The sequence below is a fragment of the Kitasatospora sp. NPDC034533 genome (assembly GCF_055575155.1).
The window spans coordinates 65,351-90,082 of sequence record NZ_JBVITE010000006.1; the positions used below are offsets into that span (position 1 = coordinate 65,351).

A 24,732-nucleotide genomic window follows, 5' to 3' on the forward strand; every position below is an offset into this window, starting at 1 on the left:
CGCCCCGACCGGGGCCCGGACCGGAGGCCACTCGATGCCCACCAGACGCGTCGGCCCCACCCGCACCGCCGCGGACGGCCGTTGATGCTCCGCTACCTGGCGAAACGGCTGCTCTACTACGCGGCGCTGCTGATCGCCGCCGTCTTCCTGGCGTACGCGATCTCCGCGACCGCCCTCCAGCCGCGCACCTACTTCGAGGCCAAGGTCCCCCGGCCGTCTGCCGCGTCGGTGGAGCGCCAGCTCACCGCGCTCAACCTCAACGACCGCACGCCGGTGGTCGAGCGCTTCGGCCACTGGGCCGGCGGGCTGCTCCACGGCGACCTCGGCCGGACCATCCACGACACCCCGGTCACCGACGACTTCGGCCGCCGGATCGGGGTCTCGCTGCGGCTGCTGCTGATCGGCAGCCTGCTGGGCATGGCGCTCGGCGTCGCCGCCGGGGCGTGGAGCGCGGTGCGCCAGTACCGGATCTCCGACCGGCTGCTCACCGTGCTGTCCTTCGTGCTGCTCTCCACCCCGGTCTTCCTGGTCGCGCTGTTCCTCAAGAACGGCGCGATCGCCGCCAAGGACGCGGCGGGCCACGAGGTCGTCCCGTTCACCGGCTACGAGACCCCCGGGCTCACCGGCGGCCTCGGCACCCACCTCGCCGACTGGGCGCTGCACCTGCTGCTGCCCACCATCTCGCTGGCCCTCGGCGGCCTCGCCACCTACAGCCGCTACCAGCGCGGCACCATGCTCGACGTGCTCGGCTCCGACTACCTGCGCACCGCCGAGGCCAAGGGCCTCACCCGCCGCCGGGCGCTGCTGAAGCACGGGCTGCGGACGGCCGTGATCCCGATGTCGACCATGTTCGCCTACAGCTTCCTGGGCATCTTCACCGGCGCGATCTTCACCGAGACGATCTTCGGCTGGCACGGCACGGGAGAGTGGCTGATCCAGTCGATCAACGAACAGGACGTCAACTCGGTGGTGGCGATCAACCTGTTCACCGCCGTCGTCGTCCTCGCCTCCGGCTTCCTCGCCGACACCCTGCACGCCGCCCTCGACCCGCGCGTGCGGTCCTGACCGGAGGGAGAGCCGAGATGACCACCGTCACCACCGGATCCGCCACCCCCGGCGCCACCGGCCCCGAACCCGCCGGCCCCGCGCGGCTGCCCGGGCCCTCCGGCCGGGGCCGGCTCGTCCTCGCCCGGCTGCTCGCCGCCCGCGGCGCCGTGGTCGGGGCCGTCCTGGTGCTGCTGCTGTTCGCGCTCGCCTTCGGCGGGCCGTACCTGACGCGCTGGGACTACACCACCCCCGACTTCTCCGCACTGCACCAACCGCCCTCCGCCGAGCACCTGTTCGGCACCAACGGGGTCGGCCAGGACGTCTTCGCCCAGACCGTCCGCGGCCTGCAGAAGTCGCTGGTCATCGGCCTGCTGGTGGCCCTGTTCTCCACCCTGCTGGCCTCCGTGGTCGGCGCCTGCGCCGGCTACTTCGGCGGGTGGGCCGACCGGGCGCTGATGTTCCTGGTCGACCTGCTGCTGGTCTTCCCCTCCTTCCTGATCATCACCATCGTCTCGTCCCGGCTGAAGAGCGCCGGCTGGATCGCCTTCGTCCTGCTGCTCGCGCTCTTCAACTGGATGATCACCGCCCGGGTGGTGCGCTCGATGACCATCTCGCTGCGCGAGCGCGAATTCGTCCGCGCCGCACGGTTCATGGGGGTGCGGCCGCTGCGGATCATCAGCCGGCACATCCTGCCGAACGTCGCCTCCTTCCTCATCATCGACGCCACCATCGCGGTCGGCGGCGCCGTGATGAGCGAGACCGCGCTCTCCTACTTCGGCTTCGGGGTCAAGCCGCCGGACGTCTCGCTCGGCACCCTGCTCGCCGCCGGGACCGGCGAGGCCCCGGTGTTCCCCTGGCTGTTCTACTTCGCCGCCGCGCTGCTGGTGCTGTTCGTCCTCGCCGTCAACCTGATCGGGGACGGGCTGCGCGACGCCCTCGACCCCACCTCCGGGGCCACGGGCCGCCGTGGCCGCCGTGCCCGTGGTTCCCGTGGTTCCCGTGGTTCCAGCCGTGCCCGTGGTTCCAGCCTCTCCCGTCGTTCCGCCGCCCGTAGGAAGCGCCCGTGACCACCACCGCCGAAACCCCGCTGCTCGCCGTCCGCGGCCTCCGGGTCGACTTCGCCGGGCCCGACGGCCCGGTCCCCGCCGTCCGCGGGGTGGACCTCACCCTGCGGCGCGGCGAGACCCTCGGCATCGTCGGCGAGTCCGGCTCCGGGAAGTCCGTCACCGCACTGTCCGTGCTCGGGCTGCTGCCCCGCACCGCGAGGGTCAGCGGCTCGGTGTGCCTGGACGGACGGGAGCTGGTCGGGCTGCCGGGCCAGGAGCTGGCGGCGGTCCGCGGGCGCCGGATCGCCATGGTCTTCCAGGACCCGCTCTCCGCCTTCACCCCGGTCTACCGGATCGGCGACCAGATCGCCGAGGCGGTCCGCGTCCACCAGCGGGTGGACAGGGCCGCCGCCCGCCGCCGGGCCGCCGAGCTCCTCGACCTGGTCGGCATCCCGGCCCCCGACCGGGCCCTGGACAGCTTCCCGCACGAGTTCTCCGGCGGCATGCGCCAGCGCGCCATGATCGCCATGGCCGTCGCCAACCAGCCCGACATCCTGCTCGCCGACGAGCCCACCACCGCGCTCGACGTCACCATCCAGGCCCAGGTCCTGGACGTGCTGCGCACCGCCCAGCGGGAGACCGGCGCGGCGCTCGTCCTGGTCAGCCACGACCTCGGGGTGATCGCCGGCACCGCCGACCGGGTCGCGGTGATGTACGCCGGGCGGGTGGTCGAGACGGCCGGGGTGGACGAGCTGTTCGCGGCCCCGCGCCACCCCTACTCGCTCGGGCTGATCGGCGCGCTGCCCCGGCTGGACGGGCGCGGCGGTCCGCTCGTGCCGATCCCCGGCAGCCCCGCCCCGATGGCCGAGCTGCCGCCCGGCTGCCCGTTCGCGGCGCGCTGCCCGCTGGTGGAGGAGCGCTGCACGGCGGCCGAGCCGGCGCTGAGCGGGACGGTCCCGGACGTGGCCGCTCCGGACGGGACGGCCCTGGACGCGACCGCTCCGGACGGGACCGCTCCGGACGGGACGGCCCCGGGAGGGAGCGGCGGCCACCTGTCGGCGTGCGTCCGGTCCGCGGAACTCGCCGAGCGGCGGCCCGCCCCCGCCGAGGTGTACCCCGTCCCCGCGCTGCCCGGCACGACCGCCGGCCCCGCCGACCGCTCCACCCGGGCGCCGGTGCTGTCGGTGCGCGGCCTCGGAAAAACGTTCCCCCTCCTCAAGGGCACGGTGTTCAAGCGCAAGGTCGGCGAGGTGTACGCGGTGGACGGCGTCGACCTGGACCTGAGGGAGGGCGAGACCCTCGGCCTGGTCGGGGAGTCCGGCTCCGGCAAGTCCACCACGCTGTTCGAACTGCTGAACCTCGGCGCCCCGGAGACCGGCCGGATCGAACTGCTCGGCCGCGACACCGCCGCGCTCAGCCGGGCCGAGGCCCAGCGGCTCCGCGCCCAGGTGCAGATCGTCTTCCAGGACCCGATGGCCAGCCTCGACCCCCGGATGCCGATCGGCGACATCGTCGCCGAACCGCTGCTCGCCCAGCGCGCCCCGCGCGAGGAGACCGCCCGCCGGGTGCCCGAGCTGCTCCGCCAGGTCGGCCTCGACCCGGAGCACGCCGCCCGCTACCCGCACCAGTTCTCCGGCGGCCAGCGCCAGCGCGTCTCGATCGCCCGGGCACTCGCCGTCCGGCCCAGGCTCCTGGTCCTCGACGAACCGGTCTCCGCGCTGGACGTCTCCATCCAGGCCGGGGTGCTCAACCTGCTCCAGTCGCTCAAGGCCGAACTGGGCCTGTCGTACCTGTTCGTGTCGCACGACCTCTCGGTGATCCGGCACCTCGCCGACCGGGTCAGCGTGATGTACCTCGGCCGCACGGTCGAACAGGGCGACGTCTCCGCCGTCTTCGACAGCCCCCGCCACCCGTACACCCGCGCCCTGCTCTCCGCCGTCCCGCTCCCCGACCCCGCCGCCGAGCGCGCCCGCGACCGCATCCTGCTGGCCGGCGACCCGCCGCCGCCCACCGAACGCCGCACCGGCTGCGTCTTCCGCACCCGGTGCCCGCGCTACGCCGCGCTGCTCGACCCGGAGGGCCGGCTCCGCTGCGAGCAGGAGCGGCCGGCCCTCGCCGACGACGCCCCGGGGGCGGACCACCAGGCGGCCTGCCACCACCCCGAGACGGTCACGTGAGGTCACCACTCGAACACGATTCGGCGGAACCGGTCGGGGCCGTGTAAAGTCTCCGACGTCAGCAAGCGCCGCTAGCTCAGTTGGTTAGAGCAGCTGACTCTTAATCAGCGGGTCCGGGGTTCGAGTCCCTGGCGGCGCACATGGCAAGGTCTCAGGCCGTCCACTCCGGTGGGCGGCCTGAGGCGTTCTCCGGGGAAGGCTCGTCCCCTTGACCTCTCCCGAACCCCGCCCGCTCCCCGAGGAGCTGTTGCTGCTCTGCGCCGAGCCGGCCCGGGGCTGCCTGCGCCTCCCCGCCACCGCCCTGCCCACCGCGATCGGCCGGCGCGGGCCTCGCCGGACTCCGGCTCCGGGGCGCGATCGCCCTCGACGGCCGCCGGATCACCGGCTTCCAGCCGCTCGGCGACCACGACGAACTCGCCGCGGGGGTGCTCACCGAGCTGGAGCGCCCGGGCAAGAAGCGGCACCGGGCCACCGTCGACCACGCGCTCCGCACGATGCCGCACCACCGGTACCACCGGTACCACCTGGACCGGCTGACCGAGCAGGGAGCGCTCACCGTCCGGACCCACCGCCTCCTCGGACTGCCCTACCGCCGCCGAACCGCCGTACGGCCGGACGCCAGGGCGCTGATCGCCGGACGGGTGGCGCCCACGCCGGCCCGGACCGGCGGATCCGGCCCGGCCACCCCGGCGGAGGAGCGGGACCGGCAGCCGGCCGGACTGCGTCAGCCGGCCGGACTGATCGGGGCGGCCAGGCTGGAGAACCGGCTCCACCGGGGAGCGGAGGGCGCGCCGACCGGGCGCGCCGTGCGGCGGCCGGCCCGGAGCCTGCCGATCGCCCGGGCCGTGAAGCGGGCCGTGGCGGCGCGTACGTCGGCCGCCGAGGAGTGAGGAGTGAGGAGTGAGGGGCGACGGGTGATGGGTACGGGCTCGGGGCCCCGCCGCGGCGCCGGGAGCCGGACCGGCCGCGACCTCAGTGGGTGTCGAGCACGGCCGAGGCCACCGCGTCCGGGCGGTCGAACATGACCAGGTGCCCGGCGGGGGCGGTGGTGCGGTAGTCGGCTCCGAGCAGCGCCGCCAGCTCCCGCTGCCGGGCCAGCCACTCCTCGGTGCGGCTGGTCCGGCACCCGTCGTCGGCGGCCAGCACGGTGATCGGCAGGTCCTCGGCCAGCGGCCGGGTGCGCCGCAGCCCGTCCAGCTCGGCGGCCGTGTCGAGGTAGCGGCCGTTCTCCCGCAGCAGCGCGCGCAGGGCCCGTCCGGTCCGGTAGCAGTGCCGGACCAGCGGCGCCGGGGCGAGGTCCTCGCGGCGGACGGTGGACAGCCGGGCCGTGGTCCGGCGCACGGTCGGGCCGAGCAGGTAGGGCACGGCGAGGGCGGTGGCGAGGCCGGCCGCCGCCCGGGCCGCCAGGTCGCGGGCCCCGGGCGCCGGGTACGGCCGGGCCCGCGGTTCCACGCTGCTGTCCACCAGCACCAGCCCGGCGGTGCGCTCGGGGTGCAGCCGGGCGAAGGCCTCGACGTGGAAGCCGGCGATCGAGTGGCCGACCACCGTGCAGGGCTCGCGCAGCCCCAGCCCGTCCAGCACCGCCCGTATTCGCCCGGCCTCGCCGGCCGCCGTCGGCGCGGGCCGGCCGGTGGCGGGCTCGGCGGCGCTCAGCCCGTAGCCGGGCCGGTCGAAGCGGACCACGGTGCGGTAGGGGGTGAGGAAGGGGACGACCAGGTCCCAGTCGAACCAGCTGCTGCCGAGCCCGCCGGAGAGCAGGCAGACCGGGCCGCTGCCCTCGGTGCGGACGTGCAGCGGGACGCCGTCGACGCGCAGGAAGCGCGCCGGGGGGCCTGGCACCGCTCCGGACGTGGTCATGCGGGCCTCCGTTCGGGGAGCGGCTCGGCTGGTGCGGCCCGCTCGGCCTCCTCTGCTTCCCCGTCCGGCGCGTCCGAATCGGCGTGGCGGGCGACGCCCAGGGCCAGCAGGCCGAGCCAGAGCGCCACCAGCAGCACCTGGAGCCGCTGCCCGGCCCCGAGCGCCCAGGTGCCGTGACCGGCCTGGAAGGCGGCGATCGAGGCGAGGCTCCAGCCGGTGGCGAGCAGCTCCGCGCCCAGCAGCCAGGGCCCGAACCGGCGCACCGGCGGCCACCAGCCGTGGCGCCGGGCCGCCACGGTGAGCGTGACCAGCGCGGTGAGCGCGCCGGCCATGGCGAGGCTGCTGGTGACGGCGTGCGCGGTGTGGGTGGCGGGGACGAGCCCGGCGGTCTCCCGGGCGGCGCACATCTCGTCGCTGGTGGGGGCGCAGCTGAGCGGCAGCCGGGAGTCGGCGGCGGTCGCGGCGCCGAACAGGGCCAGTGCGGACCAGCCGGTCAGCGCCCAGCGGCTGCGCCGCGAGGCTCCGGCCCGCCCGGTGGCCAGGGCGGTGCCGGCGGCGGCGAGCAGGCTGAGCCCGGCGGCCAGGTCGGTGGCGCGGAAGAGGCCGCCCAGCGGCTGGTCCTCGGCGGCGAGTTCGCTGATGTACGCCTGCACCGGGTCGAGTCCGGTGCTCAGCACGACCTCCAGCACCCAGGCGGTGTACGCCACGGCGCTGAGCAGCAGCAGGGCGGCGACCGCCGTCCGCGCGGCGCGGCGCCCCGGCCTGCCGGGTGCCGGCTGGTCGCGTCCCGGGCTGCCGGGTCCTGGTCTGTCGGGTCGTGCTCGGAGGTGTCCCGGATGTCGGGGGTGTCCTGGCTTGGGGCTGGGCACGTTTCCACCCTAACCAGCGGCGAACTCCGGCCCAACCGGAAGGAAAGGGACGGATCGGGCGGCACCGGCCGGGGGGTGGTTCGAGGCACCCCTCGGAACCGTGTATTGTTTTCCAGGTCAGCAGGCGCCGCTAGCTCAGTTGGTTAGAGCAGCTGACTCTTAATCAGCGGGTCCGGGGTTCGAGTCCCTGGCGGCGCACAGACAGTTGGGGAGCCTCTCGCAGCAGCGAGGGGCTCCCCGATTTTTTGGCCTACGACGTCCGTTTTGCGTGTGATGTCGGTCTCGATTGGCGATCCGCCGGAGTCATCCGGCCCGCTCTGCTCGTCCAGGGCAGTAAAACCGGAATCGGGACAAAGGTCCCCAACCGCCGATGTCCCCGTCCGTGCAGGTCGCTTGGACGCGCCCGCAGGAAAGGCCGCGCATTGTCCAGAAACGCTCAGAGCGGCCGTGGCACGCCGTCGATCAGCCTCCGACCGGTCAAGCGGTTCAAGCGCTCGACCGGCCCGTCCGGCGGGTCCGGTGGGTCCGGCGGGTCCGGCGGCAAGAAGCAGCGCCGCCCGAAGCGCACCGGCTGGCGCCGGCTGATACCCACCTGGCGGATGACCCTGCTCGGCTTCGGCGTGGCGCTGCTGCTCGGCATCGGTCTGTTCGCCCTCGGGATCGCCCTGGTGAAGGTGCCGGACGCGCACGCCTCCGCGACCGCCCAGAGCAACACCTGGCTCTACTCGGACGGCTCGGTCATCACCCGCACCGGCCAGACCAACCGGCAGAACGTCACCCTCGACAAGGTCTCCCCCGCGGCCCAGCACGCCGCACTGGCCGCCGAGGACCGCAACTTCTACAACGAGGGCGCGGTCAACGTCCAGGGACTGGCCCGGGCCGCGATCAACACCGCCAAGGGGCAGGGCACCCAGGGCGGCTCCACGATCACCCAGCAGTACGTGAAGAACACGTACCTGAACCAGAAGCAGTCGATCACCCGCAAGGTGAAGGAGCTGTTCATCGCCATCAAGGTGGACGCCACCGAGAGCAAGGACGAGATCCTCTCCGGCTACCTGAACACCTCCTACTACGGCCGCGGCGCCTACGGCATCCAGGCCGCCGCCCAGGCCTACTTCGGCATCGACGCGTCCGCCCTCGACCCCGCCCAGGGCGCCTACCTGGCCACCCTGCTGAACGCCCCGAGCGCCTACGACGTGGCCACCGCCACCGCGGCGGGCAAGCAGAACGCCGTCAACCGCTGGAACTACGTGCTCGACGGCATGGTCAAGGAGGGCTGGCTCTCCGCCGAGGAGCGCGCCAGGACCACCTTCCCGGACGTCCGGGACCCGCAGCCCAACCCGGGCCTGTCCGGCCAGGCGGGCTACCTGGTCGACGCGGCCACCCAGTACCTCACCTCCAGCGGCGTGATCAACGAGACCGAGCTGGCCAAGGGCGGCTACACGATCAAGCTGAGCATCGACCCGGCCCGCCAGCAGGCGCTCCAGGACTCCGTCCAGGCCCAGCTGCATGACAACCTGAACCCGGACAAGCGGAAGAAGGACGCGACCGCCCAGGCCGGCGCCGCCTCCGTGGACCCGAAGACCGGCGCGGTCGTCGCCCTGTACGGCGGCACCGACTACGTGAAGCACTACGTGGACAACGCCACCCGGCGCGACTACCAGGCCGGCTCGACCTTCAAGGCGATCGCCCTGGCCGCCGCCTTCGAGAACAACGCCAAGACCCAGGACGGCCGCACCATCACGCCGAACACGGTCTACGACGGCACCAGCGGCCGGAAGGTCCGCGGCGGCAAGGGCACCCCGTACGCGCCGCCGAACGAGGGCGACAAGAGCTACGGCCAGATCACCCTCCAGCAGGCCACCGACTGGTCGGTCAACTCGGCGTTCGCGCAGCTCGCGCAGGACACCGGGCTCCAGAAGGTCAAGGACACCGGCATCGCGCTGGGCCTGCCCGGCAACACCCCGGGCCTGGATCCGGTGCCGTCCATCCCGCTGGGCGCGGCCACCCCGAGCGTGCTCGACATGGCGGGCGTGTACGCCACGCTGGACAACGGCGGCAAGCAGATCACCCCGTGGCTGGTGCAGTCGGTGGACCGCGAGGGCGAGAACGTCGCGCTGCCCGCGCACAAGACCACCCAGGCGATCAGCGCGGACACCGCCGACAAGGTCACCTCGATGCTCCAGGGCGTGGTGAGCGACCCGGGCGGCACCGGCTGGCGAGCCAAGGCGCTGGGCCGCCCGGCCGCGGGCAAGACCGGTACCACCGACGACCAGAAGTCGGTCTGGTTCGTGGGCTACACCCCCGAGCTGGTCACCTCGGTCGCCCTGTTCGGCCAGGACCCGGCCACCGGCGCCCAGGTCAGCCTGAGCGGCGTCGGCGGCATCGACGGCGCGGCCGGCGGCCAGTTCCCGGCCCAGATCTGGACCAGCTACATGAAGGCCGCGCTCAAGGGCCAGCCGGTGAGCGACTTCGCGACCCTGGCCGGCGGCAGCTCCTCGGGCCCCGCCGACCTGCCGACCGCCCCGAGCACGCCGAGCGACGCCCCGTCGACGAGCGCGCCCACGGGCGCTCCGAGCACCGGCCCGACCACGGCGCCGAGCGACGGCTCGAACACCCCGTCGGGCGGCACCGACGGCGGCGTGACCACCGCGCCGACGGCCCCGGCGACCACGCAGCCGTCCCCCCAGCCCACCCGGCCGACCAGGCCCACCTCGCGGCCGACGACGACCCCCCAGCCCACCAAGGAGCCGACCTCGCAGCCGACCAGCCAGCCCACGGGCGGTCCGGACGTGCTCGCGGGGACGGGCGCCTCGGCCGGGAGCCGGGGGTAGGGCGCGACCGTTCGGGACCCAGGGCCCCGATTCCCGAGGTGACGCCGGGGATCGGGGCCCTGGGGGCTCTTGGGGCTGTTGGGCCCTTGGGCTGTTGGGCCCTTGGGTCCTTGGAGATCGCCGGCCCTCGGGGGACGGGTGAGTGCGCCACTTCGCACAGTTGCCGGCAGGACCGAATGACGGAATGGCGCCTTATCCGATCATCGGGATGGCTGTCAGAATGCGGCCGTGCACAGATCAACGGCCTCGCCCACCCACTCTCCGGGCAGAACCCTCGGCCTCGGCCTCGCGCTGGTCTCCGCCTTCGCCTTCGGCGGCTCCGGCACCGCGGCCAAGCCGCTGATCGAGGCCGGCCTCTCCCCCCTGCACGTGGTGTGGCTCCGGGTCACCGGGGCGGCGGTGGCCCTCCTCCCGATCGCCTACCGGCACCGGGACGCCCTGCGGCGCCGCCCCGGCCTGCTGCTCGGCTTCGGCCTGCTCGCCGTCGCGGGCGTCCAGGCCTGCTACTTCGCCGCGATCTCCCGGATACCGGTCGGCGTCGCGCTGCTCATCGAGTACCTCGGGCCACCGCTGCTGATCGGCTACGTCAAGTTCGTCCAGCGCAAGCCGATCACCCGCGGCGCGGCCGTCGGAGCCGGCGTCGCGGTGACCGGGCTGGCCTGCGTGGTCGAGGTCTGGAACGGTCTGGGCTTCGACGCGCTGGGCGTCCTGTTCGCCCTCGGCGCGGCCTGCTGCCAGGTCGGATACTTCGTGCTCGCCGACGCCGGACGGCGCGGCGACCGCCCGGTCGACCCGCTGGCCGTCAGCGCGTTCGGGCTGCTCATCGGCGCCGCGGTGCTCACGGTCGTCACCCGGCCGTGGCAGGCCGACTGGGGGAAGCTCGGCGGGTCGGTGGTGATGAACGGGCACACCCTGCCCGCGCTCCTCCCCGCCGCGTGGATGGTCCTGATCGCCACCGTGCTCGCCTACCTGACCGGGGTGATCTCGGTCGGCTACCTCTCACCGCCGGTCGCCGGGGTGGTCGCCAACCTGGAGGCCGTGGTCGCCACCGTGACGGCCTGGGTGCTGCTCGGCGAGCACCTCGGGCTGCCGCAGATCGCGGGCGGTCTGCTGGTGCTGGCGGGCGCCTTCGCGGCGCAGACCGGCAAGCCGGCGGAGGCGGGGGCCGGGGCTGGGACCGGCGCCGGCCCGAGGGACGGGGCTGGAGCCGGTACCGGAACGAAGGCTGGACGTGCCGACGCCGCTGAGGTGGGCGCGGGCTCCCGGGCCGACGACGGCGAGGCCGACGCGGGTTAGGCCTGCGCTGGTGGGGCCGGGGGTCGAGGGCTTGTGGGCCCGGGGACCCCACGGTCGAGGGCCGGCCGCCGTGGGATCAGCGGCCGGTCCAGCCGAACCAGTCGAAGTGGTTGAGCGGCCACACGACGGCCGACACCGGGCCGACCACGTTGTCCACCGGCACCGCGCCGCCACCCGGGCCGTGCTGGTGGTAGCGGGAGTCCGCCGAGTCGCTGCGGTGGTCGCCCTCCACCCAGACGTAGCCCGAGGGCACCTTCACCGGCCCGAAGTCCAGCCCGGCGCAGGAGTCGTCCCCCGGGTGCAGGTACGGCTCGTCGACCTTCCGCCCGTCGACGGTCAGCGTGCTGCCCTCGCACTGCACGGTCTGGCCGCCGGTCGCGATGACCCGCTTGACCAGGTAGTTGTCGTCCTTCGGCGGCACCAGGCCGACGAAGCTGAGCACCGAGCTCATGGCGTTGGTGAACGGGTTCGGGTCGGTGGGCTGCGTCGGCAGCCAGCCCCCCGGGTCCTTGAACACCACCGGCTGCCCCGGCTCCGGCTCCCAGCCGGTCAGCGGCGCCAGCTTGTTCACGCCGACCCGGTCGCCGATCCGCAGGGTGTTCTCCATCGAGCCGGACGGGATGGTGAACACCTGGAACAGGCAGGTCTTGATCAGCAGCGCGACCCCCAGGCCGACCGCCGCCATGACCGGCAGCTCGATCCACCACGGCCGGGGGCGCCGGCCGGAGCGCCCGGCCTTGCGGCCGCGCGAACCCCGCGCCCGGCGGCGGGCCTCGGCGCGGCCGCCGGACACCTCGGGGCCGTTCGCGGCGCCTGGGGCGGCGTGCTGACCGGCGGAAGCGCTGGGGGCTCCACTGGGCGTTTCGGGCAGGTTCACCGCCATCGTCGCTGCTCCACCTCTCCGGCTGGGGAAACCTGCACGCTACGCCAACCGTGGAGCGTGACGAAATCGGGCATTTAGCCGCCGCCGACACGGGCGGGCGCTCCGGGGACCGTCACCGGGCTGCCTTTGAGCTGCTTCCGGGCCCGTCCGCGCCCGTCCGGGCCCGTCTTGGGCTGCTCTCCTGCCGTCGCCGGGCGGTCGCCCGGCACTGCGGAGCAGGCCTCGTGTGCGGGTTCTCGGCCGTGGGGCTCGGCGGTGGGGCTCGGCCTCGGGCGCGTCGGGCGCGGGCCCCGGGTGTGAGCGTCAGGCGCGGGCGATCGCCTCGTGGTGGCGGATCACCTCGGCGATGATGAAGTTCAGGAACTTCTCCGCGAAGACCGGGTCCAGCTTCGCCCCCGCCGCCAGCTCCCGCAGCCGCTTGATCTGGTCCCGCTCACGCGCCGGATCGGCCGGGGGCAGCTTGTGCTCGGCCTTGAGCCGGCCCACTCGCTGGGTCGCCTTGAAGCGCTCGGCCAGCATGTGCACCACCGCCGCGTCGATGTTGTCGATGCTCTGGCGCAGGCTGGTCAGCTCGGCCCGTACCGCGTCGTCGATCCCCTCGGGCAGGCCGTTCTCGGGGGTCGTGGGCTGGTCCGTCATCGGGGCGGCTCCCGGTGTCTGGGTGGGGCGCCCGACCGTACGACGGCCGGGCTCGGGCCCGGGCAAATCTAACAGGGCACCCGCTCGGGCCTCACACGGTAGGACGGAAGCGTCCAGCATCCGGACATCGGGCCGAGTGGGACGACGGCGCGGGCAGCGCGGGCCACGCGGGTGAGGTCGGCGTAGGCGGTGAGGGGCGTAGGCGGTGAGGGGCGTGGTCGGCGCGGTCGCGGTCGGCGCGGGCGCGGTGAAGTGGCCCGGGTGGAGTGGCGTCGGCGGCGTGACGCACCGGAGCGGGGCCGGATCTGCCCGTAGGCTGGGCCCCGCATGACCGGAAGTGACCGCTCGAACACTCCCTCAGCACTGGAGGAACCGATCGTGGCAACGACCCGCACCGCAAGCACCGCCTGGGAGGGCAGCCTCCTCGACGGAAAGGGGCTGGTGACCTTCGCATCCTCCGGGATCGGCGAGTACCCCGTCTCCTGGCCGTCCCGCGCCGAGCAGGCCAACGGCAAGACCAGCCCGGAGGAACTCATCGCCGGCGCCCACTCCGCGTGCTTCTCGATGGCCCTCTCGCACGGCCTGACCGGCGCCGGCACCCCGCCCACCAAGCTGGAGACCCGGGCCGACGTCACCTTCCAGCCCGGCGAGGGCATCACCGGCATCCACCTGACCGTCACCGGTGAGGTGCCCGGCCTGGACGAGGCCGGCTTCGTCAAGGCCGCCGAGGACGCCAAGGCCAACTGCCCGGTCAGCAAGGCCCTGGCCGGCACCACCATCACCCTCACAGCCAAGCTCGCCTGAGCCGGTCCCTCCCCCCTTCTCCGCCACTCCCTCCGACGCCCGCCCTTCGACTCCCCGGCCCGCTCCGCCCTGCTTCCGGCGCGCGACCGGCGCCCGAGGGGCGTGGCTTCGGCGCACGCGCCCCTGGCGCACATCATGTGATGTGCACCGGGGGCGTCTGCACGTATCGCCATTCATGATCACAAAGCGGGCGAATCACCCTGGCGGCGGTCACCGCGCGTTGCCGTCGCGGCCTATGATCGGCCCCAGCGCCCTGTCCCTCGGGCGGGTCCCGCGCTCCGGCGCCCCAACGGCGGGCGGCCCCGCAGCGGACCGACTCCGACTCCGAGGATCGCGGCAGAGTGCGGAGCCGGCCACCGGGTCCCGACTGGTCGGCCGGACCATCGTCAAGCGTCAGCAGCGGACGGGAGCAAGCCGTGCCGGGCCAGAACGAGGGGGCCGACGCACACCACCCGGGCGTGCGGCACGAGGAATCGCCACGCCACCGCCACCTCGCCGCGCCGGTCCTGGCACCGGCCGCCGGCCCCCCCGACGGACCTGCCGGCGGGCCCGCCGGTGGTTCCTCCGATCGCCCCGCCCGCAGCGCCTGCGGAACCCTGACCGAGCCCGGGCCGCTGTTCTGCCCCACCTGCTCGGCCCCGCTCACCGGCGGCACCTACCGGGGACGACCCGACGGCTCCGACGGCCCCAACGGCTCCAGCGGCCTCAATGGCTCCCACGGTCCCGACGGCCGGGAGGACGGCGACCGCGACGACGACCGGACGTTGGCCGCGCTCCGGGCCAGCGAGTCCCGGTTCCGGGCCGCCTTCTGTGACGCCGTCATCGGCATGGCGCTGATCGACCCCGAGGACCGGATCATCGAGGTCAACCCGGCCTTCGCCACCCTGATCGGACGGGGCGTCGGAGAACTGGTCAGCACCCACCTGTACGAGATCATCGACCCGGAGGGCATGCCGGACCGGCTCTTCGCCGGACTCGTGAGCGGCGAGCGGGAACGGTTCCGCGTGGAGAAGCAGCTCAGGCACCGCGAGGGCCACACCGTCTGGAGCAAGGTCACCGTCTCCCTGATCCGGGACGGCGACGGGGATCCGCTCTACACCCTCGCGCTGGTGGAGGACATCACCGAGCAACGCCGACTCGGCGACCGGCTGGAGTACCAGGCCCTGCACGACCCGTTGACCCGGTTGCCCAACCGGGCCTACTTCTTCGACCGGCTCGACGCCGCCTGCCTCGCGCCGACCGGCGGACCGGCCGCGGGCGGATCGTCGGGCGAACGCCGGGTGGGGGTCTGCTACCTGGACCTCGACGGCTTCGCGACGATCAACGAGGCACTCGGCCACCACATCGGCGACCAGCTGCTGATCGCCGTCGCCACCCGGCTGCGACGCGGGTTCGACGGACACGACACCCACCTGGTGGCCCGGATGGGCGGCGACGAGTTCGCCGTCCTGGTCACCGACAGCCTCGGCAGCGAGCAGCTGACCGAGCTGGCCGACCGGATCCTGGAGTCCCTGGAGCGCCCCTTCGACATCGCCGGGCACCGGCTGGCGATCACCGCCAGCGTGGGCGTGGTCGAGCGGTCCGTCCACGAGACCACCCCGACCGACCTGGTCAAGGACGCCGACGCCACCCTCTACTGGTCCAAGGCCGACGGCCGCGCCCGCTGGACCCTCCACGACCCGGACCGAGGCGCCCACCAGCTCACCCGGCAACTGCTCGCCACCGCGCTGCGCCCGGCCCTGGAGCGCGGCGAGTTCACCATCGAGTACCAGCCGCTGGTCGGCCTGGCCGACGGCGCGGTGCACGGCGCGGAGGCACTGGTCCGCTGGCGCCACCCCCGCTACGGGACCCTCTCCCCGGACCGCTTCATCCCGCTCGCCGAGGAGACCGGCGCGATCGTGCAGCTCGGCACCTGGGTGCTGGAGGAGTCCTGCCGCCAGGCCCGGCAGTGGCTCAGCGAGTTCCCCGAGACCGAGACCTTCGTGAGCGTCAACCTGGCCGCCCGCCAGATCTGGGACTCCGACATCGTCGCCGACGTCGCCCGGGCCCTCGAACGCACCGGCCTGCCGGCCCGGCTCCTCCAGCTGGAGATCACCGAGAGCGCCCTGCTCGGCCCCGGCGGCCGCCCCCTCCAGGCGCTCCAGGCGCTCGCGGACATGGGCGTGCGGATCGCGATCGACGACTTCGGGACCGGCTACTCCAACCTGGCCTATCTCTCCCGGCTCCCGGTCCACGTGCTCAAGCTCGACGGCACCTTCATCGAGGGCTTCCGCGAGCCCTCCCCGGCGGACCGCCCCGGCCGCCCCGGGCTCGGCTCCCGCCGCAGCGACGCGGACGAACAGATCGTCGGTGCCATGGTGCAGCTCGCCCACACCCTCGGCCTGACCGTCACCGCCGAGGGCATCGAGAACGCCGCCCAAGCCGAGCGCCTCCGGCTGACCGGCTGCGACACCGCCCAGGGCTGGTACTTCGCCCGCCCAGGCGAAGCGGCACTCGTCGCCGCCATACTCCGCAACGGGCGCGCCGCCTCCGACGACCGGTAGCCACCACGAGCGCCGAGGCGGTCAGGAAGCGCAAAAAGGCGAGGGCCGAGGGACCGGCGCCGTCACCACCGAAGGCGCCACGGCCGCGCCGGCCAGGGCCGGTGCTCCGCCCGGCCCGGCGCAGCCGCACTCCTCGCAACCCTGCTCCGCAAGGGGCACCCCGCCCCCGGCAGCCGGTAGGCGCAGAGGCGAGGGCCCAGGGACCGGCGCCGTCACCACCAAAGGCACCACGGGCGCGTCGGCCAGGCCGACTGCCCCGCCGCTGACCGGCGGCGACACCGCCCAGGGCCGGTGCTCCGGCAGCCCCGCGAAGCCCCACCGGACACGGCCGTGCAGCCGCCACCGTGACGCGAAGCGGTCGAGGAGGGGTGTTCTCCGGACGCGCGGGAGAGCAGGGTGTCGGGCCCGGAGATCCCGTGCCACCAGGCGAGGAGGCCGGCGCGCAGCTCACCCTCCCGCCCCTCGGGCGGCTACCACGGCGGGCGGCCGTCCGGTGCCGAACCGTCTGTCCGGTGGGGCGCCGAAGCTGCCCCGCCGTGCCCCGGCGGGCCGACGCCGCATGCCGCGTCGGCCCCTTCGGACTCGGTCAGGCCATTGCCGTCAGGCCGTACGCCTCGGCGATCAGACCGTAGGAGCGGAGGCGGGCCTCGTGGCCGTGGATGTGCGAGGTGACCATCAGCTCGTCCACACCGGTCCGCTTGCGCAGGGCCTCCAGGCCGTCGGCGACCCGGCCCGGGTCGCCGAGCACGACGTTGTCGAGCCAGCTGTCGATGAAGTCGGCCTCGACCGGGCTGTACGGGTACTGCTCGGCCTCTTCCGGCGTGGGGATCGGGCCGGGGTTGCCGCGCCGCAGGCGGAGCATGCCGAGGGCCGCGGAGCGGGCGAGGCGCCGGGCCGAGGGCTCGTCGTCGGCGGCGACCGCGCTCACGCCGATCAGCGAGTACGGCTCGGCGAGCACGGCGGAGGGGCGGAAGGACGAGCGGTAGAGGTCCAGCGCCGGGAGGGTGTTGGCGCTGCTGAAGTGGTGGGCGAAGGCGAACGGGAGGCCGAGACGGCCCGCCAGCTGGGCGCTGAAGCCGGAGGAGCCGAGCAGCCAGATCGGCGGGCGGCCCTCGCCTTTGGGGACGGCGGTCAACCGGGCGTACGGGTGGCCGTCCGGGAAGTCGCCGTCGAGGAAGTGGGTCAGCTCGGCGAGCTGCTGCGGGAAGTCGTCCGCACCATCGGTGAGGCCGCGGCGCAGCGCCCGGGCGGTGGCCTGGTCGGTGCCGGGGGCGCGGCCGAGTCCCAGGTCGATCCGTCCGGGGTGCAGGGCTTCGAGCAGGCCGAACTGTTCGGCGATGGCCAGTGGGGCGTGGTTGGGGAGCATGACGCCGCCGGAGCCGAGCCGCAACGTCGTGGTGTGGGCCCCGAGGTGGGCGAGCAGGACGGCGGGGGTCGAGCTGGCCACCCCGGGCATGCCGTGGTGTTCGGCGACCCAGAAGCGGTGGTAGCCCCACCCTTCGGCGCGGCGCGCCAGCTCGGTGGTGGCGGCGAGGGCTTCGGCGGGCGTGTGGCCGACGCCGACGGTGGCCAGGTCGAGGATCGAGAGCGGTGCGGGTGCCGTTCCGCGGGCGGTGCCCCGGATCGCCGCGTCGGCCGACGGCTCGGTCCGGTGCTCCTGCTGGTCCTCGGTGGTCATGCCCGTCGCCCTCCTGAGCTGTTCTTGAACCGGCCTTCGTGGGTGATCGCCCGGGCTCGGAACGCCCCTGCCGGTCACCAGTACCGACGGGGGTCAACCACGGCCGGGGGCTCGCTGTTCCCGCGTCCCGGATTCCGCCGGGTTCCGTCCCGAGTTCCGTCCCGTCACGGTCCAGGTCGGTTTCGGCCATTTCGTACGGCCGTCCGACCGGCCACCCGGCTGACGGAGAGCCAGCGGGCGAACACGGTTGGCGACTTCCCGCCAGCGCCGGAAGTCGCCAGCGCCGGGTCTCGCGCCGGGGGTCCGGAGTCCGGCAATCTGGGGACCAGGAGCGGGCCACCGAACGGGATCCGCCCTCCACCAGCAAGATCGTCGGACTGGACCAGTACCGACGATCGCTGCGAGCCCTCGGCGCGGCACCCCGCCCCGGGGGCTCGTTCCGTGTGCGGCCGCTCTCCGCCGCGCGGCCCGCCCGCCCCGGTCACCGCCCAGCCGCCCGCCGCGGGCGGATCGCAGGCCCGGCCCACGCCCCGGCACGGCCTGGTGACGCGGCCGGAATCAGCAGCCGTGGCCCCCGGCAGACCGGGGTGCTTCAGGGCATGAAAAGTCGAGGCGCTAGCGTTGTCCCAGCAGCCACCTGCTCCCTCGGGCGGCGTGGAGGGAGTAAAGGGCCTTGAACTTCGTGGCGGCGATCGGATCCTCGTGGATCTGCGCGCTGGCGCTCTTCGCCGTGCTCGGAGACGCCCTTCTCCCCTTCATCCCCAGCGGGACGTTGGTCATCCTGGCCGTGCTCAAGACCGCGCAGGTCAACGGGGCCCCGGTGATGCTCGCGCTGGGCGTGGCGGTGGCCTCCTTCCTCGGCGATCTCCTGCTGCTCAACCTCGCCCGGCGCGGCGCCCCGGTGCTGCACCGCCGGCTCGCCCGGCGGCCGAAACTGGCGGCCAGCGTGACCCGGGTCCAACAGGCCCTGATCGAACGCCCCCACGGCGCGGCGGCCGCGATCGTGGTGATCGCCCGGTTCGTCCCCGCCGGGCGGACCGTCCTCGACCTGGCCATCGGCCACTCCCCCGCCCATCCGCACCGGTTCCTGCACTGGTCGGCACTGGCGGCGCTGGTCTGGGCCGCGTACATCGTGACGCTGGGCTGGCTGAACAGTCACTGGTTCGACACCGCCTGGCTGAGCCTCGCGGTCTCCTGCGCGGCGGCCACCGCCATCAGCACCGCGATCGCACGGGTCGTACGCCGCACCCGGCGGCTCGCCGCACTCTGACGGCCCGCCCTGCGGCTCGCTTTGCACCCGCGCGGCGGCCGGCACGTCGCCGGTTCACCCCGGGCCGGCACCGCCCTCGGCGGGGTTCACACGACCCATCCCCGCAAGGGGCAAAAGTTTTCCCAAAAGGACCTTGAACCGGGCCTGACGCCGACGAACCCGGGCAGGGAGCGAACCGACCGGCGGTAGCGTAACGTCCCGGGCCGCGCGGAGCGGGAAGCGTCACAGGACGGCAACAGTCGACGCATCCTCGCAGCCCAGCCGGATGCGCCCGGCGTGTTGATAGCCGTCAGCGCCCGGCGACCTTGGTGACCGTCGCGGCGACATGACATGCTAACGGCGGAATACTCATCAATTGCCCGATTTGACCGGTGCGACCATGCGTCGCCCTCACCACCGGCGTCGGCACCCAGGGGAGACCATGACCAGCATCTCGCGCAGGACGGTGCTCAGTGCGACCGCTGCGACCGCGGCCCTCGGCGCGGTCGCGGCCTGCTCCAGCAGCGGATCCGGTTCGGGTCAGGACTCCGCCCCTCCCGCTACCGGCGGCCCGAGCACCACCCAGGGCGGCACCGCCGACCCCACCCAGGCGGTGGTGCCCAAGGGCACGCCGATCGGAGACGGCTCCAACGCGGACACCGGCCCCCAGCCGAACCAGCCCAAGCCCGAGAAGCTCAAGCCGGGCGAGCAGCCCCCGCAGTTCGTGGTCTTCTCCTGGGACGGCGCGGGCGGCACCGAGGACGGCCAGTTCCCCCGTTTCCTGAAGCTGGCGGAGCAGTACAAGGCCACCATGACCTTCTTCCTCTCGGGCATCTACGCCCTGCCCAAGGACAAGGCCGACCTGTACCACCCGCCGAAGCACTCGGTCGGCGCCTCCGACATCCCGTACCTGTCGGACGGCGCGGTGAAGAGCACGCTCAAGCTCGTCAGCCAGGCCTGGCTGGCCGGGCACGAGATCGGCACCCACTTCAACGGGCACTTCTGCTCCAGCCGCCCGGACAAGAACGGGGTCAACATGTGGACCCCCGAGGACTGGCAGAGCGAGATCGACCAGGCGATCGGCTTCGTCACCCAGTGGCGGACCAACACCGGCTTCACCGACGTCGACCCGCTCCCCTTCGACTACAAGAAGGAGCTCATCGGCGGCCGCACCCCGTGCCTGGAGGGCCAGAAGGCGTTGCTGCCGACCATCGCCAAGCTGGGCTGGAAGTACGACGCCAGCTCCTCGGGCGGCCTGCAGATATGGCCGCAGAAGGTGCAGGACGGCAAGGTCTGGGACTTCCCGCTGCAGTCCATCCCGTTCCCCGGGCACAACTTCCAGGTCCTGTCGATGGACTACAACATCCTGGCGAACCAGTCCAAGGGCAGCACCAAGGGCGATCCGGCCAAGTACGACGAGTGGCGCACCCAGGCCGCGAACTCCTACCTTGCGGGCTTCGAGCGCGCGTACAACAGCAACCGCGCGCCGTTCTTCATCGGCAACCACTTCGAGCAGTGGAACGGCGGCATCTACATGGACGCCGTCGAGGAGACCCTCAAGGCCATCGCGGGCAAGCCCGACGTCCGGCTGGTCTCGTTCAAGCAGCTGGTCGAGTGGCTGGAGGTGCAGGACCAGTCCACCCTGCGCAAGCTGCGTTCGCTCAATGTCGGCCAGGCGCCGGCGGGCGGCTGGCAGAGCTTCCTCGGCACGGCGGGCTGACGCCGCCGGGGGCTCTGGCGCGCCGGAGGGCAGCGGGCTGACGCCGACGAGCGGCGGCAACCGCGGCGGCGGAACCGAGGGCGCGGAGACGGGGAACCGGCTTCGGCCGGCGGGGTCGCCCCGCCGGCCGGTCGGTCAGCCGGTCGGTCAGCCGACGGTGAGGACGTCGGCGAGCAGGTTGCGGACGATGCGTTCCGCCCCAGACTCGCCCCAGATGATCGAGTAGTGGTTGGTGCCCGGCACCGGCGAGGCGGGCACCCGCTCAGGGTCCAGCCCGGCCAGCCCGAGGCGCTCGTGGTCGTAGAGGCCCTGCGGCTCGTCGAACAGGCCGCGCTCGGCCCAGAGCAACTCGGCCGGGCAGGGCAGCCGGTGCACGGCGGCGGCCGCGTCCCGGTCGAGCAGGACCTGGGCACCGTCGGTCTCCACGGCCTCCAGCACGCAGGAGGAGCGCAGTTCGGGTTCCACGCCGACGAGGTCGCGCTGAGTGTAGGCGTCGATGCCCTCGGTCCACTCGTCGGCGAAGGCGGGGTGCCCGCGCCAGAACTCGCGGTAGGCGTCCCGCTCCGGGAAGGTCATGGACAGCCGGGCCAGCGCGGGGCCGAGCACCGCGGCCAGGGCGTCCTCCTCCCGGACGCCCTCCGGCAGCGGGAAGGTCACCGCTCCGTCGACCAGCAGGACGCGGCGGACCAGGTCAGGGTGCCGGACGGCGGCGAGCGCGGTGATCCAGGCCCCCATCGAGTGGCCGACCACCGTGAGGGGGCCCGAGCCGAGCGCACCGATCAGCTCGGCCACGTCGTCGGCGTGCCGGGCCAGCCCGTACGGTCCGGCGACCGAGCGGCTGACGCCGCGGCCCCGCAGGTCGGGTGCGAGCAGGGTGGCCCGGCCGGCGAGCCGGCGGGCGACCTCGAACCAGGCGAGGCCGTTGGCGGTGATGCCGTGCACCGCCACGATGGTGGGGGCCTCCGGGTCCTCGGCGGGCCAGCGCAGGACGGCCAGGTCCCCGCCGGGTACCGGAACGGCCAACTCCTCGGGCTTCAGCGGCGACTGGCTCACGCGGGGGTACCTCCGGTGGGGTGGGCGGTTCCGAGGCCGGCCGACGCCGGCGCGGATCGGGCGGATCGGGCGGCGCGGATGCGGGCAGGCAGTCTAGCCAGGCCGCCGGGCAGCAGGTAGACCACGGCCACGAACAGGGCGCCCAGCAGGAACAGCGGTTGGGAGAGCGGCACGCGCAGCACGCCGGGCAGCTCGGCGACGGTCGACGAGTTGGCGAGGTCCCCGAGCCGGTGGTCGGCCCAGGTGTACAGGACCCCGCCGAGCAGCGGCCCCCAGCGGGTGCCGGAGCCGCCGAGGACGACCATGACCAGGAGCGCGAGCGTGGCATCCGAGGTGGCGGCCTGCGGGGTGGCACCGCCGGCCAGCAGCAGGTAGACCACCCCGCCCAGCCCGGCGAGGCCGCCGGCCAGCACGAAGGCGACCAACTTGTAGCCGTAGGGCCGCAGTCCGAGCACCTCGACCCGGCGCTCGTTCTCCTTGATGCCCTCCCAGACGCGGCCCATCGGCGACTTGACGGCCCAGTGGACGGCGGCGACCGTCAGCACCAGGTAGCCGACGGCGATCCAGTAGAGGTTGGCCGTGTTCTCGATCCCGAGTAGGCCGGAGGGCAGCAGGTCGGCCGGGGTGGAGCGGCCCTCCTCGCCTCCGGTGACGCCACCGGGGTTGCGCTGGACGAGGATCGAGCCGGCCTGGGCGAAGGCGAGGGTGACCATGGAGAAGCCGATGCCGGTCACCCGCAGGCTGACCGAGCCGAGCAGCAGGGCCAGCAGCACCGAGCAGGCGACGCCGAACACCGCGGCGGCGGCGAAGGGCAGTTGCAGCTCCAGCATGCCGAGGTCGGTGGCGTACAGGCCGGTCGCGAAGTAGAGCGCGTGGCCGAAGGAGAGCAGTCCGGTACGGCCGAGCAGGAGGTCGTAGCCGGTGGCGAGGGCCCCGTAGAGCAGGCACAGGGCGATCAGCTGGAGGCTGCCGGGGCTGCCGAGCGGGCCGTCGAGCAGTCCCGGGAGGGGAAGCGCACTATATGGGGCGACAAGGAGCGTGATCAGCAGAGCGATCGGCCACAAGCGTAGCGCTCTGTGGAGGACTGTCCAGCGGTTAGTGACTGAATCACCTGTTCGAGGGATGGCGCCGGACTCGGCCCTGTGTTCACAATTGGTCTCGGCAAGGCCGGTGTCAGTCCCCCTTGCCACAGTGGCGGTGTCAGTGGAGCTGGTGTCAGTCCCCTCTGCTGGCATGGTGGTCACGGCAGGGCTGGTGGAAGTCCCCCCTGCCGGGACGGCGGCGCTGCGGTCGGCCTCGCGGCCACCGGTGCTCGTGATCGGAGTTTCGGCGCTCACGCGAGCCTCCCGGTGAGTCCACGGGGTCGGACCAGTAGCAGCACGGCGAGCAGGACGACGACCGAGAGGTCGCCGAGCCCGGCGCCGGTGTAGTAGTTGGCGAACTGCTGGACGAGGCCGACGCCCACCGAGGCGACGGCGGCGCCGGTCACGGAGCCCATGCCGCCCATCACCACGACGACGAAGGCGAAGATGAGCAGGCCGGTCCCCTGGCCGGGGTTGACCGAACCGAAGTAGAGGCCGCCGAGGGCTCCGCCGAGCGCGGCGGCGGCCCCGCCGAGGGCGAAGACGAGGGTGAAGGCCTTCCGGACGTCGATGCCGAGCGCCGTGACCATCGCCCGGTCCTCGACGCCGGCCCGGACGATCAGCCCGTAGCGAGTGCGGGCGAGGAACAACCGAAGAGCGAGCAGCAGGAGGGCGGCGGCAGCCACCAGCACGAAGCGGTTGACCGGGACGGTCGCACCGAGCACGTGCCAGGTGCCGGACAGCAGGTCCGGCTGGGGGAAGGGGCGGGAGTCGGCGCCCCAGATCCCCATCAGCAGGGCGGGCACGGCGAGCCCGACCCCGACGGTGGCAAGGATCTGGTCGCGCGGGCGGCTGTACAGCGGCCGGATCAGGAAGAGCTCCAGCAGGACGGCGGCGACCGTCCCGACCAGGGTGCCGAAGGGCACCGCGAGCCAGAAGGAGAGGCCGGCCTCGGCACCGGCCCACCAGGTGGCATAGGCGCCGATGGAGAGCAGGGCGCCGTGCGCGAAGTTGAGCACGTCCATCAGCCCGAAGATCAACGACAGACCGGAGGCGACCAGGAAGTACAGCGCACCGAGACCGAGTCCGGTACAGGAAAGGAGGACAACGGTGTCCATCAGGGCTTCACCTCGGCGGTGACGACGGGGGCGGCCGGGGAGACGGAGGGCCGGGGCCCGCCGGCGAGCGGGTGACGGGAGCCGACGCCGAGCAGGCGGCGGGCGGCCTCCTCGTCGGCCAACAGCTCGGCGGTGTCCCCGCGGTGGGCGGTACGGCCGTCGGCCAGGACGGCGCAGGTGCCGGCCAACCGGCGGACGAGGGCGAGGTTCTGTTCGACCAGCAGGACGGGCACGGCCTCGGCCGCACGCGCCAGTACCTCGGCCACCTCGGCGACGATCTTCGGGGCCAGGCCCTTGGTGGGCTCGTCGGCGATGATCAACCGGTTGCGGTTGAGCAGCGTCCGGCCGATCGCCACCATCTGCTGCTGGCCGCCGGAGAGAGTCCCGGCCAACTGCCCGGCCCTCTGCTTGAGTTCGGGGAAGAGCTCGTGGACGAGTGCGTAGTTCGGCTCGCCGGCCCCCTCCCCGCCTCCAGCGGCGCGCTCGGCGAGACGGAGGTTCTCGGCCACCGTCAGACCGGCGAAGATCCCCCGGTCCTCGGGTGCGTAACCGATGCCATGACGAACAACCAGATGCGTGGGAAGGGAGGAGAGTTCGGCTCCGGCGAGCCTGACGGTCCCGGTGCGCGGCACCAGGCCCATGACGGCCTTGACGGTGGTGGTCTTGCCGGCGCCGTTGCGGCCCAGGAGAGCGGTCACCCCGGCGGGGGCGACGTCGAAGTCGACGCCGTGCAGGATGTGCAGCCCGTCGATGACCACGCGCAGATCGCGCACGGAGAGGAGAGGTTCGGCAGTGGACGGCTGAACGCCGGACGGCAGCGAGGAGGAGTGCGCCGTA

General features: G+C 73.6%; 18 protein-coding genes, 2 tRNA genes and 1 pseudogene. 12 read left to right on the forward strand and 9 right to left on the reverse strand.

Translation table 11 applies throughout. The features are described from left to right. Positions 1 to 84 precede the first annotated feature (84 nt). The 5 genes and pseudogenes from ACZ55U_RS06575 to ACZ55U_RS06595 form a co-directional block, all read left to right on the forward strand. Positions 85 to 1,065, forward strand: a complete 981-nt coding sequence (locus tag ACZ55U_RS06575) for an ABC transporter permease (RefSeq protein ID WP_465523101.1) — start codon at positions 85 to 87, stop codon at positions 1,063 to 1,065. Positions 1,066 to 1,082: 17 nt separating this feature from the next. Further along, positions 1,083 to 2,114 carry an ABC transporter permease gene (locus ACZ55U_RS06580; RefSeq protein ID WP_465523103.1) on the forward strand — a complete coding sequence of 344 codons (1,032 nt, stop codon included), beginning with the start codon at positions 1,083 to 1,085 and terminating at the stop codon, positions 2,112 to 2,114. After that, positions 2,111 to 4,270 carry an ABC transporter ATP-binding protein gene (locus ACZ55U_RS06585; protein ID WP_465523105.1) on the forward strand — a complete coding sequence of 720 codons (2,160 nt, stop codon included), beginning with the start codon at positions 2,111 to 2,113 and terminating at the stop codon, positions 4,268 to 4,270. The genes ACZ55U_RS06580 and ACZ55U_RS06585 overlap by 4 nt, the downstream gene beginning before the upstream one ends. Positions 4,271 to 4,335: 65 nt before the next feature. After that, a tRNA-Lys gene (locus ACZ55U_RS06590) sits at positions 4,336 to 4,409 on the forward strand. Positions 4,410 to 4,599: 190 nt separating this feature from the next. Continuing rightward, a pseudogene (locus ACZ55U_RS06595) lies at positions 4,600 to 5,160 on the forward strand (hypothetical protein); the annotation flags it as partial. An 82-nt stretch (positions 5,161 to 5,242) separates the two neighbouring features. Here the strand turns inward: ACZ55U_RS06595 and ACZ55U_RS06600 are convergent. Together ACZ55U_RS06600 and ACZ55U_RS06605 are read right to left on the reverse strand one after the other, a co-directional pair. Then, the gene (locus ACZ55U_RS06600; RefSeq protein ID WP_465523107.1) at positions 5,243 to 6,127 is read right to left on the reverse strand and encodes an alpha/beta fold hydrolase; all 885 of its coding nucleotides are present in this window, start codon (positions 6,125 to 6,127) and stop codon (positions 5,243 to 5,245) included. Then, complete coding sequence (locus ACZ55U_RS06605; protein ID WP_465523109.1) at positions 6,124 to 6,834, reverse strand: DUF998 domain-containing protein; 711 nt, start codon at positions 6,832 to 6,834, stop codon at positions 6,124 to 6,126. The genes ACZ55U_RS06600 and ACZ55U_RS06605 overlap by 4 nt, the downstream gene beginning before the upstream one ends. Positions 6,835 to 7,120: 286 nt before the next feature. Here ACZ55U_RS06605 and ACZ55U_RS06610 point away from each other — a divergent pair. From ACZ55U_RS06610 to ACZ55U_RS06620, 3 genes are all read left to right on the forward strand, one after another. Beyond that, positions 7,121 to 7,194 (forward strand) — tRNA-Lys (locus ACZ55U_RS06610). A 224-nt stretch (positions 7,195 to 7,418) separates the two neighbouring features. After that, positions 7,419 to 9,830, forward strand: coding sequence for a transglycosylase domain-containing protein (locus ACZ55U_RS06615; protein WP_465523111.1), 2,412 nt, complete (start codon positions 7,419 to 7,421; stop codon positions 9,828 to 9,830). A 228-nt stretch (positions 9,831 to 10,058) separates the two neighbouring features. Further along, positions 10,059 to 11,126 carry an EamA family transporter gene (locus ACZ55U_RS06620; RefSeq protein ID WP_465523113.1) on the forward strand — a complete coding sequence of 356 codons (1,068 nt, stop codon included), beginning with the start codon at positions 10,059 to 10,061 and terminating at the stop codon, positions 11,124 to 11,126. Positions 11,127 to 11,202: 76 nt separating this feature from the next. Here the strand turns inward: ACZ55U_RS06620 and lepB are convergent, their stop codons facing one another. Both lepB and ACZ55U_RS06630 read right to left on the reverse strand, forming a co-directional pair. Further along, positions 11,203 to 12,009, reverse strand: coding sequence for a signal peptidase I (gene lepB, locus ACZ55U_RS06625; RefSeq protein ID WP_465523115.1), 807 nt, complete (start codon positions 12,007 to 12,009; stop codon positions 11,203 to 11,205). 303 nt (positions 12,010 to 12,312) lie between these two features. Beyond that, entirely contained in the window at positions 12,313 to 12,648 is a 336-nt protein-coding gene (locus ACZ55U_RS06630) for a chorismate mutase (RefSeq protein WP_380701516.1), read from the reverse strand. A gap of 378 nt (positions 12,649 to 13,026) precedes the next feature. Here ACZ55U_RS06630 and ACZ55U_RS06635 point away from each other — a divergent pair, with 378 nt between their 5' ends. Beyond that, the gene (locus ACZ55U_RS06635; protein ID WP_465523117.1) at positions 13,027 to 13,452 is read left to right on the forward strand and encodes an OsmC family protein; all 426 of its coding nucleotides are present in this window, start codon (positions 13,027 to 13,029) and stop codon (positions 13,450 to 13,452) included. Between the two features lie 416 nt (positions 13,453 to 13,868). After that, positions 13,869 to 15,995 carry a putative bifunctional diguanylate cyclase/phosphodiesterase gene (locus ACZ55U_RS06640; RefSeq protein WP_465523119.1) on the forward strand — a complete coding sequence of 709 codons (2,127 nt, stop codon included), beginning with the start codon at positions 13,869 to 13,871 and terminating at the stop codon, positions 15,993 to 15,995. A 586-nt stretch (positions 15,996 to 16,581) separates the two neighbouring features. Here ACZ55U_RS06640 and ACZ55U_RS06645 read toward each other — a convergent pair. Continuing rightward, on the reverse strand, positions 16,582 to 17,673 hold the full coding sequence (locus tag ACZ55U_RS06645; RefSeq protein WP_465523121.1) for an LLM class flavin-dependent oxidoreductase: 1,092 nt from the start codon (positions 17,671 to 17,673) through the stop codon (positions 16,582 to 16,584). A 682-nt stretch (positions 17,674 to 18,355) separates the two neighbouring features. Between ACZ55U_RS06645 and ACZ55U_RS06650 the strand changes: the two genes are divergently transcribed. Then, positions 18,356 to 18,943: a DedA family protein gene (locus tag ACZ55U_RS06650; RefSeq protein ID WP_465523339.1), complete on the forward strand. Its 588-nt coding sequence runs from the start codon at positions 18,356 to 18,358 to the stop codon at positions 18,941 to 18,943. Positions 18,944 to 19,364: 421 nt separating this feature from the next. Next, the gene (locus tag ACZ55U_RS06655; RefSeq protein WP_465523123.1) at positions 19,365 to 20,642 is read left to right on the forward strand and encodes a polysaccharide deacetylase family protein; all 1,278 of its coding nucleotides are present in this window, start codon (positions 19,365 to 19,367) and stop codon (positions 20,640 to 20,642) included. Positions 20,643 to 20,789: 147 nt separating this feature from the next. On the opposite strand, the gene ACZ55U_RS06660 is transcribed toward ACZ55U_RS06655, so the two are convergent. The 4 genes from ACZ55U_RS06660 to ACZ55U_RS06675 form a co-directional block, all read right to left on the reverse strand. Next, a complete protein-coding gene (locus ACZ55U_RS06660) occupies positions 20,790 to 21,695 on the reverse strand; it encodes an alpha/beta fold hydrolase (RefSeq protein WP_465523125.1) in 906 nt (301 codons plus the stop codon). After that, the gene (locus ACZ55U_RS06665; RefSeq protein ID WP_465523341.1) at positions 21,692 to 22,819 is read right to left on the reverse strand and encodes a branched-chain amino acid ABC transporter permease; all 1,128 of its coding nucleotides are present in this window, start codon (positions 22,817 to 22,819) and stop codon (positions 21,692 to 21,694) included. The genes ACZ55U_RS06660 and ACZ55U_RS06665 overlap by 4 nt, the downstream gene beginning before the upstream one ends. A 209-nt stretch (positions 22,820 to 23,028) precedes the next feature. Continuing rightward, on the reverse strand, positions 23,029 to 23,895 hold the full coding sequence (locus ACZ55U_RS06670; RefSeq protein WP_380727959.1) for a branched-chain amino acid ABC transporter permease: 867 nt from the start codon (positions 23,893 to 23,895) through the stop codon (positions 23,029 to 23,031). After that, positions 23,895 to 24,668 (reverse strand): ABC transporter ATP-binding protein, encoded by a 774-nt coding sequence (locus ACZ55U_RS06675; protein ID WP_465523127.1) that lies wholly within the window; start codon positions 24,666 to 24,668, stop codon positions 23,895 to 23,897. The genes ACZ55U_RS06670 and ACZ55U_RS06675 overlap by 1 nt, the downstream gene beginning before the upstream one ends. Between the last annotated feature and the right edge of the window lie 64 nt (positions 24,669 to 24,732).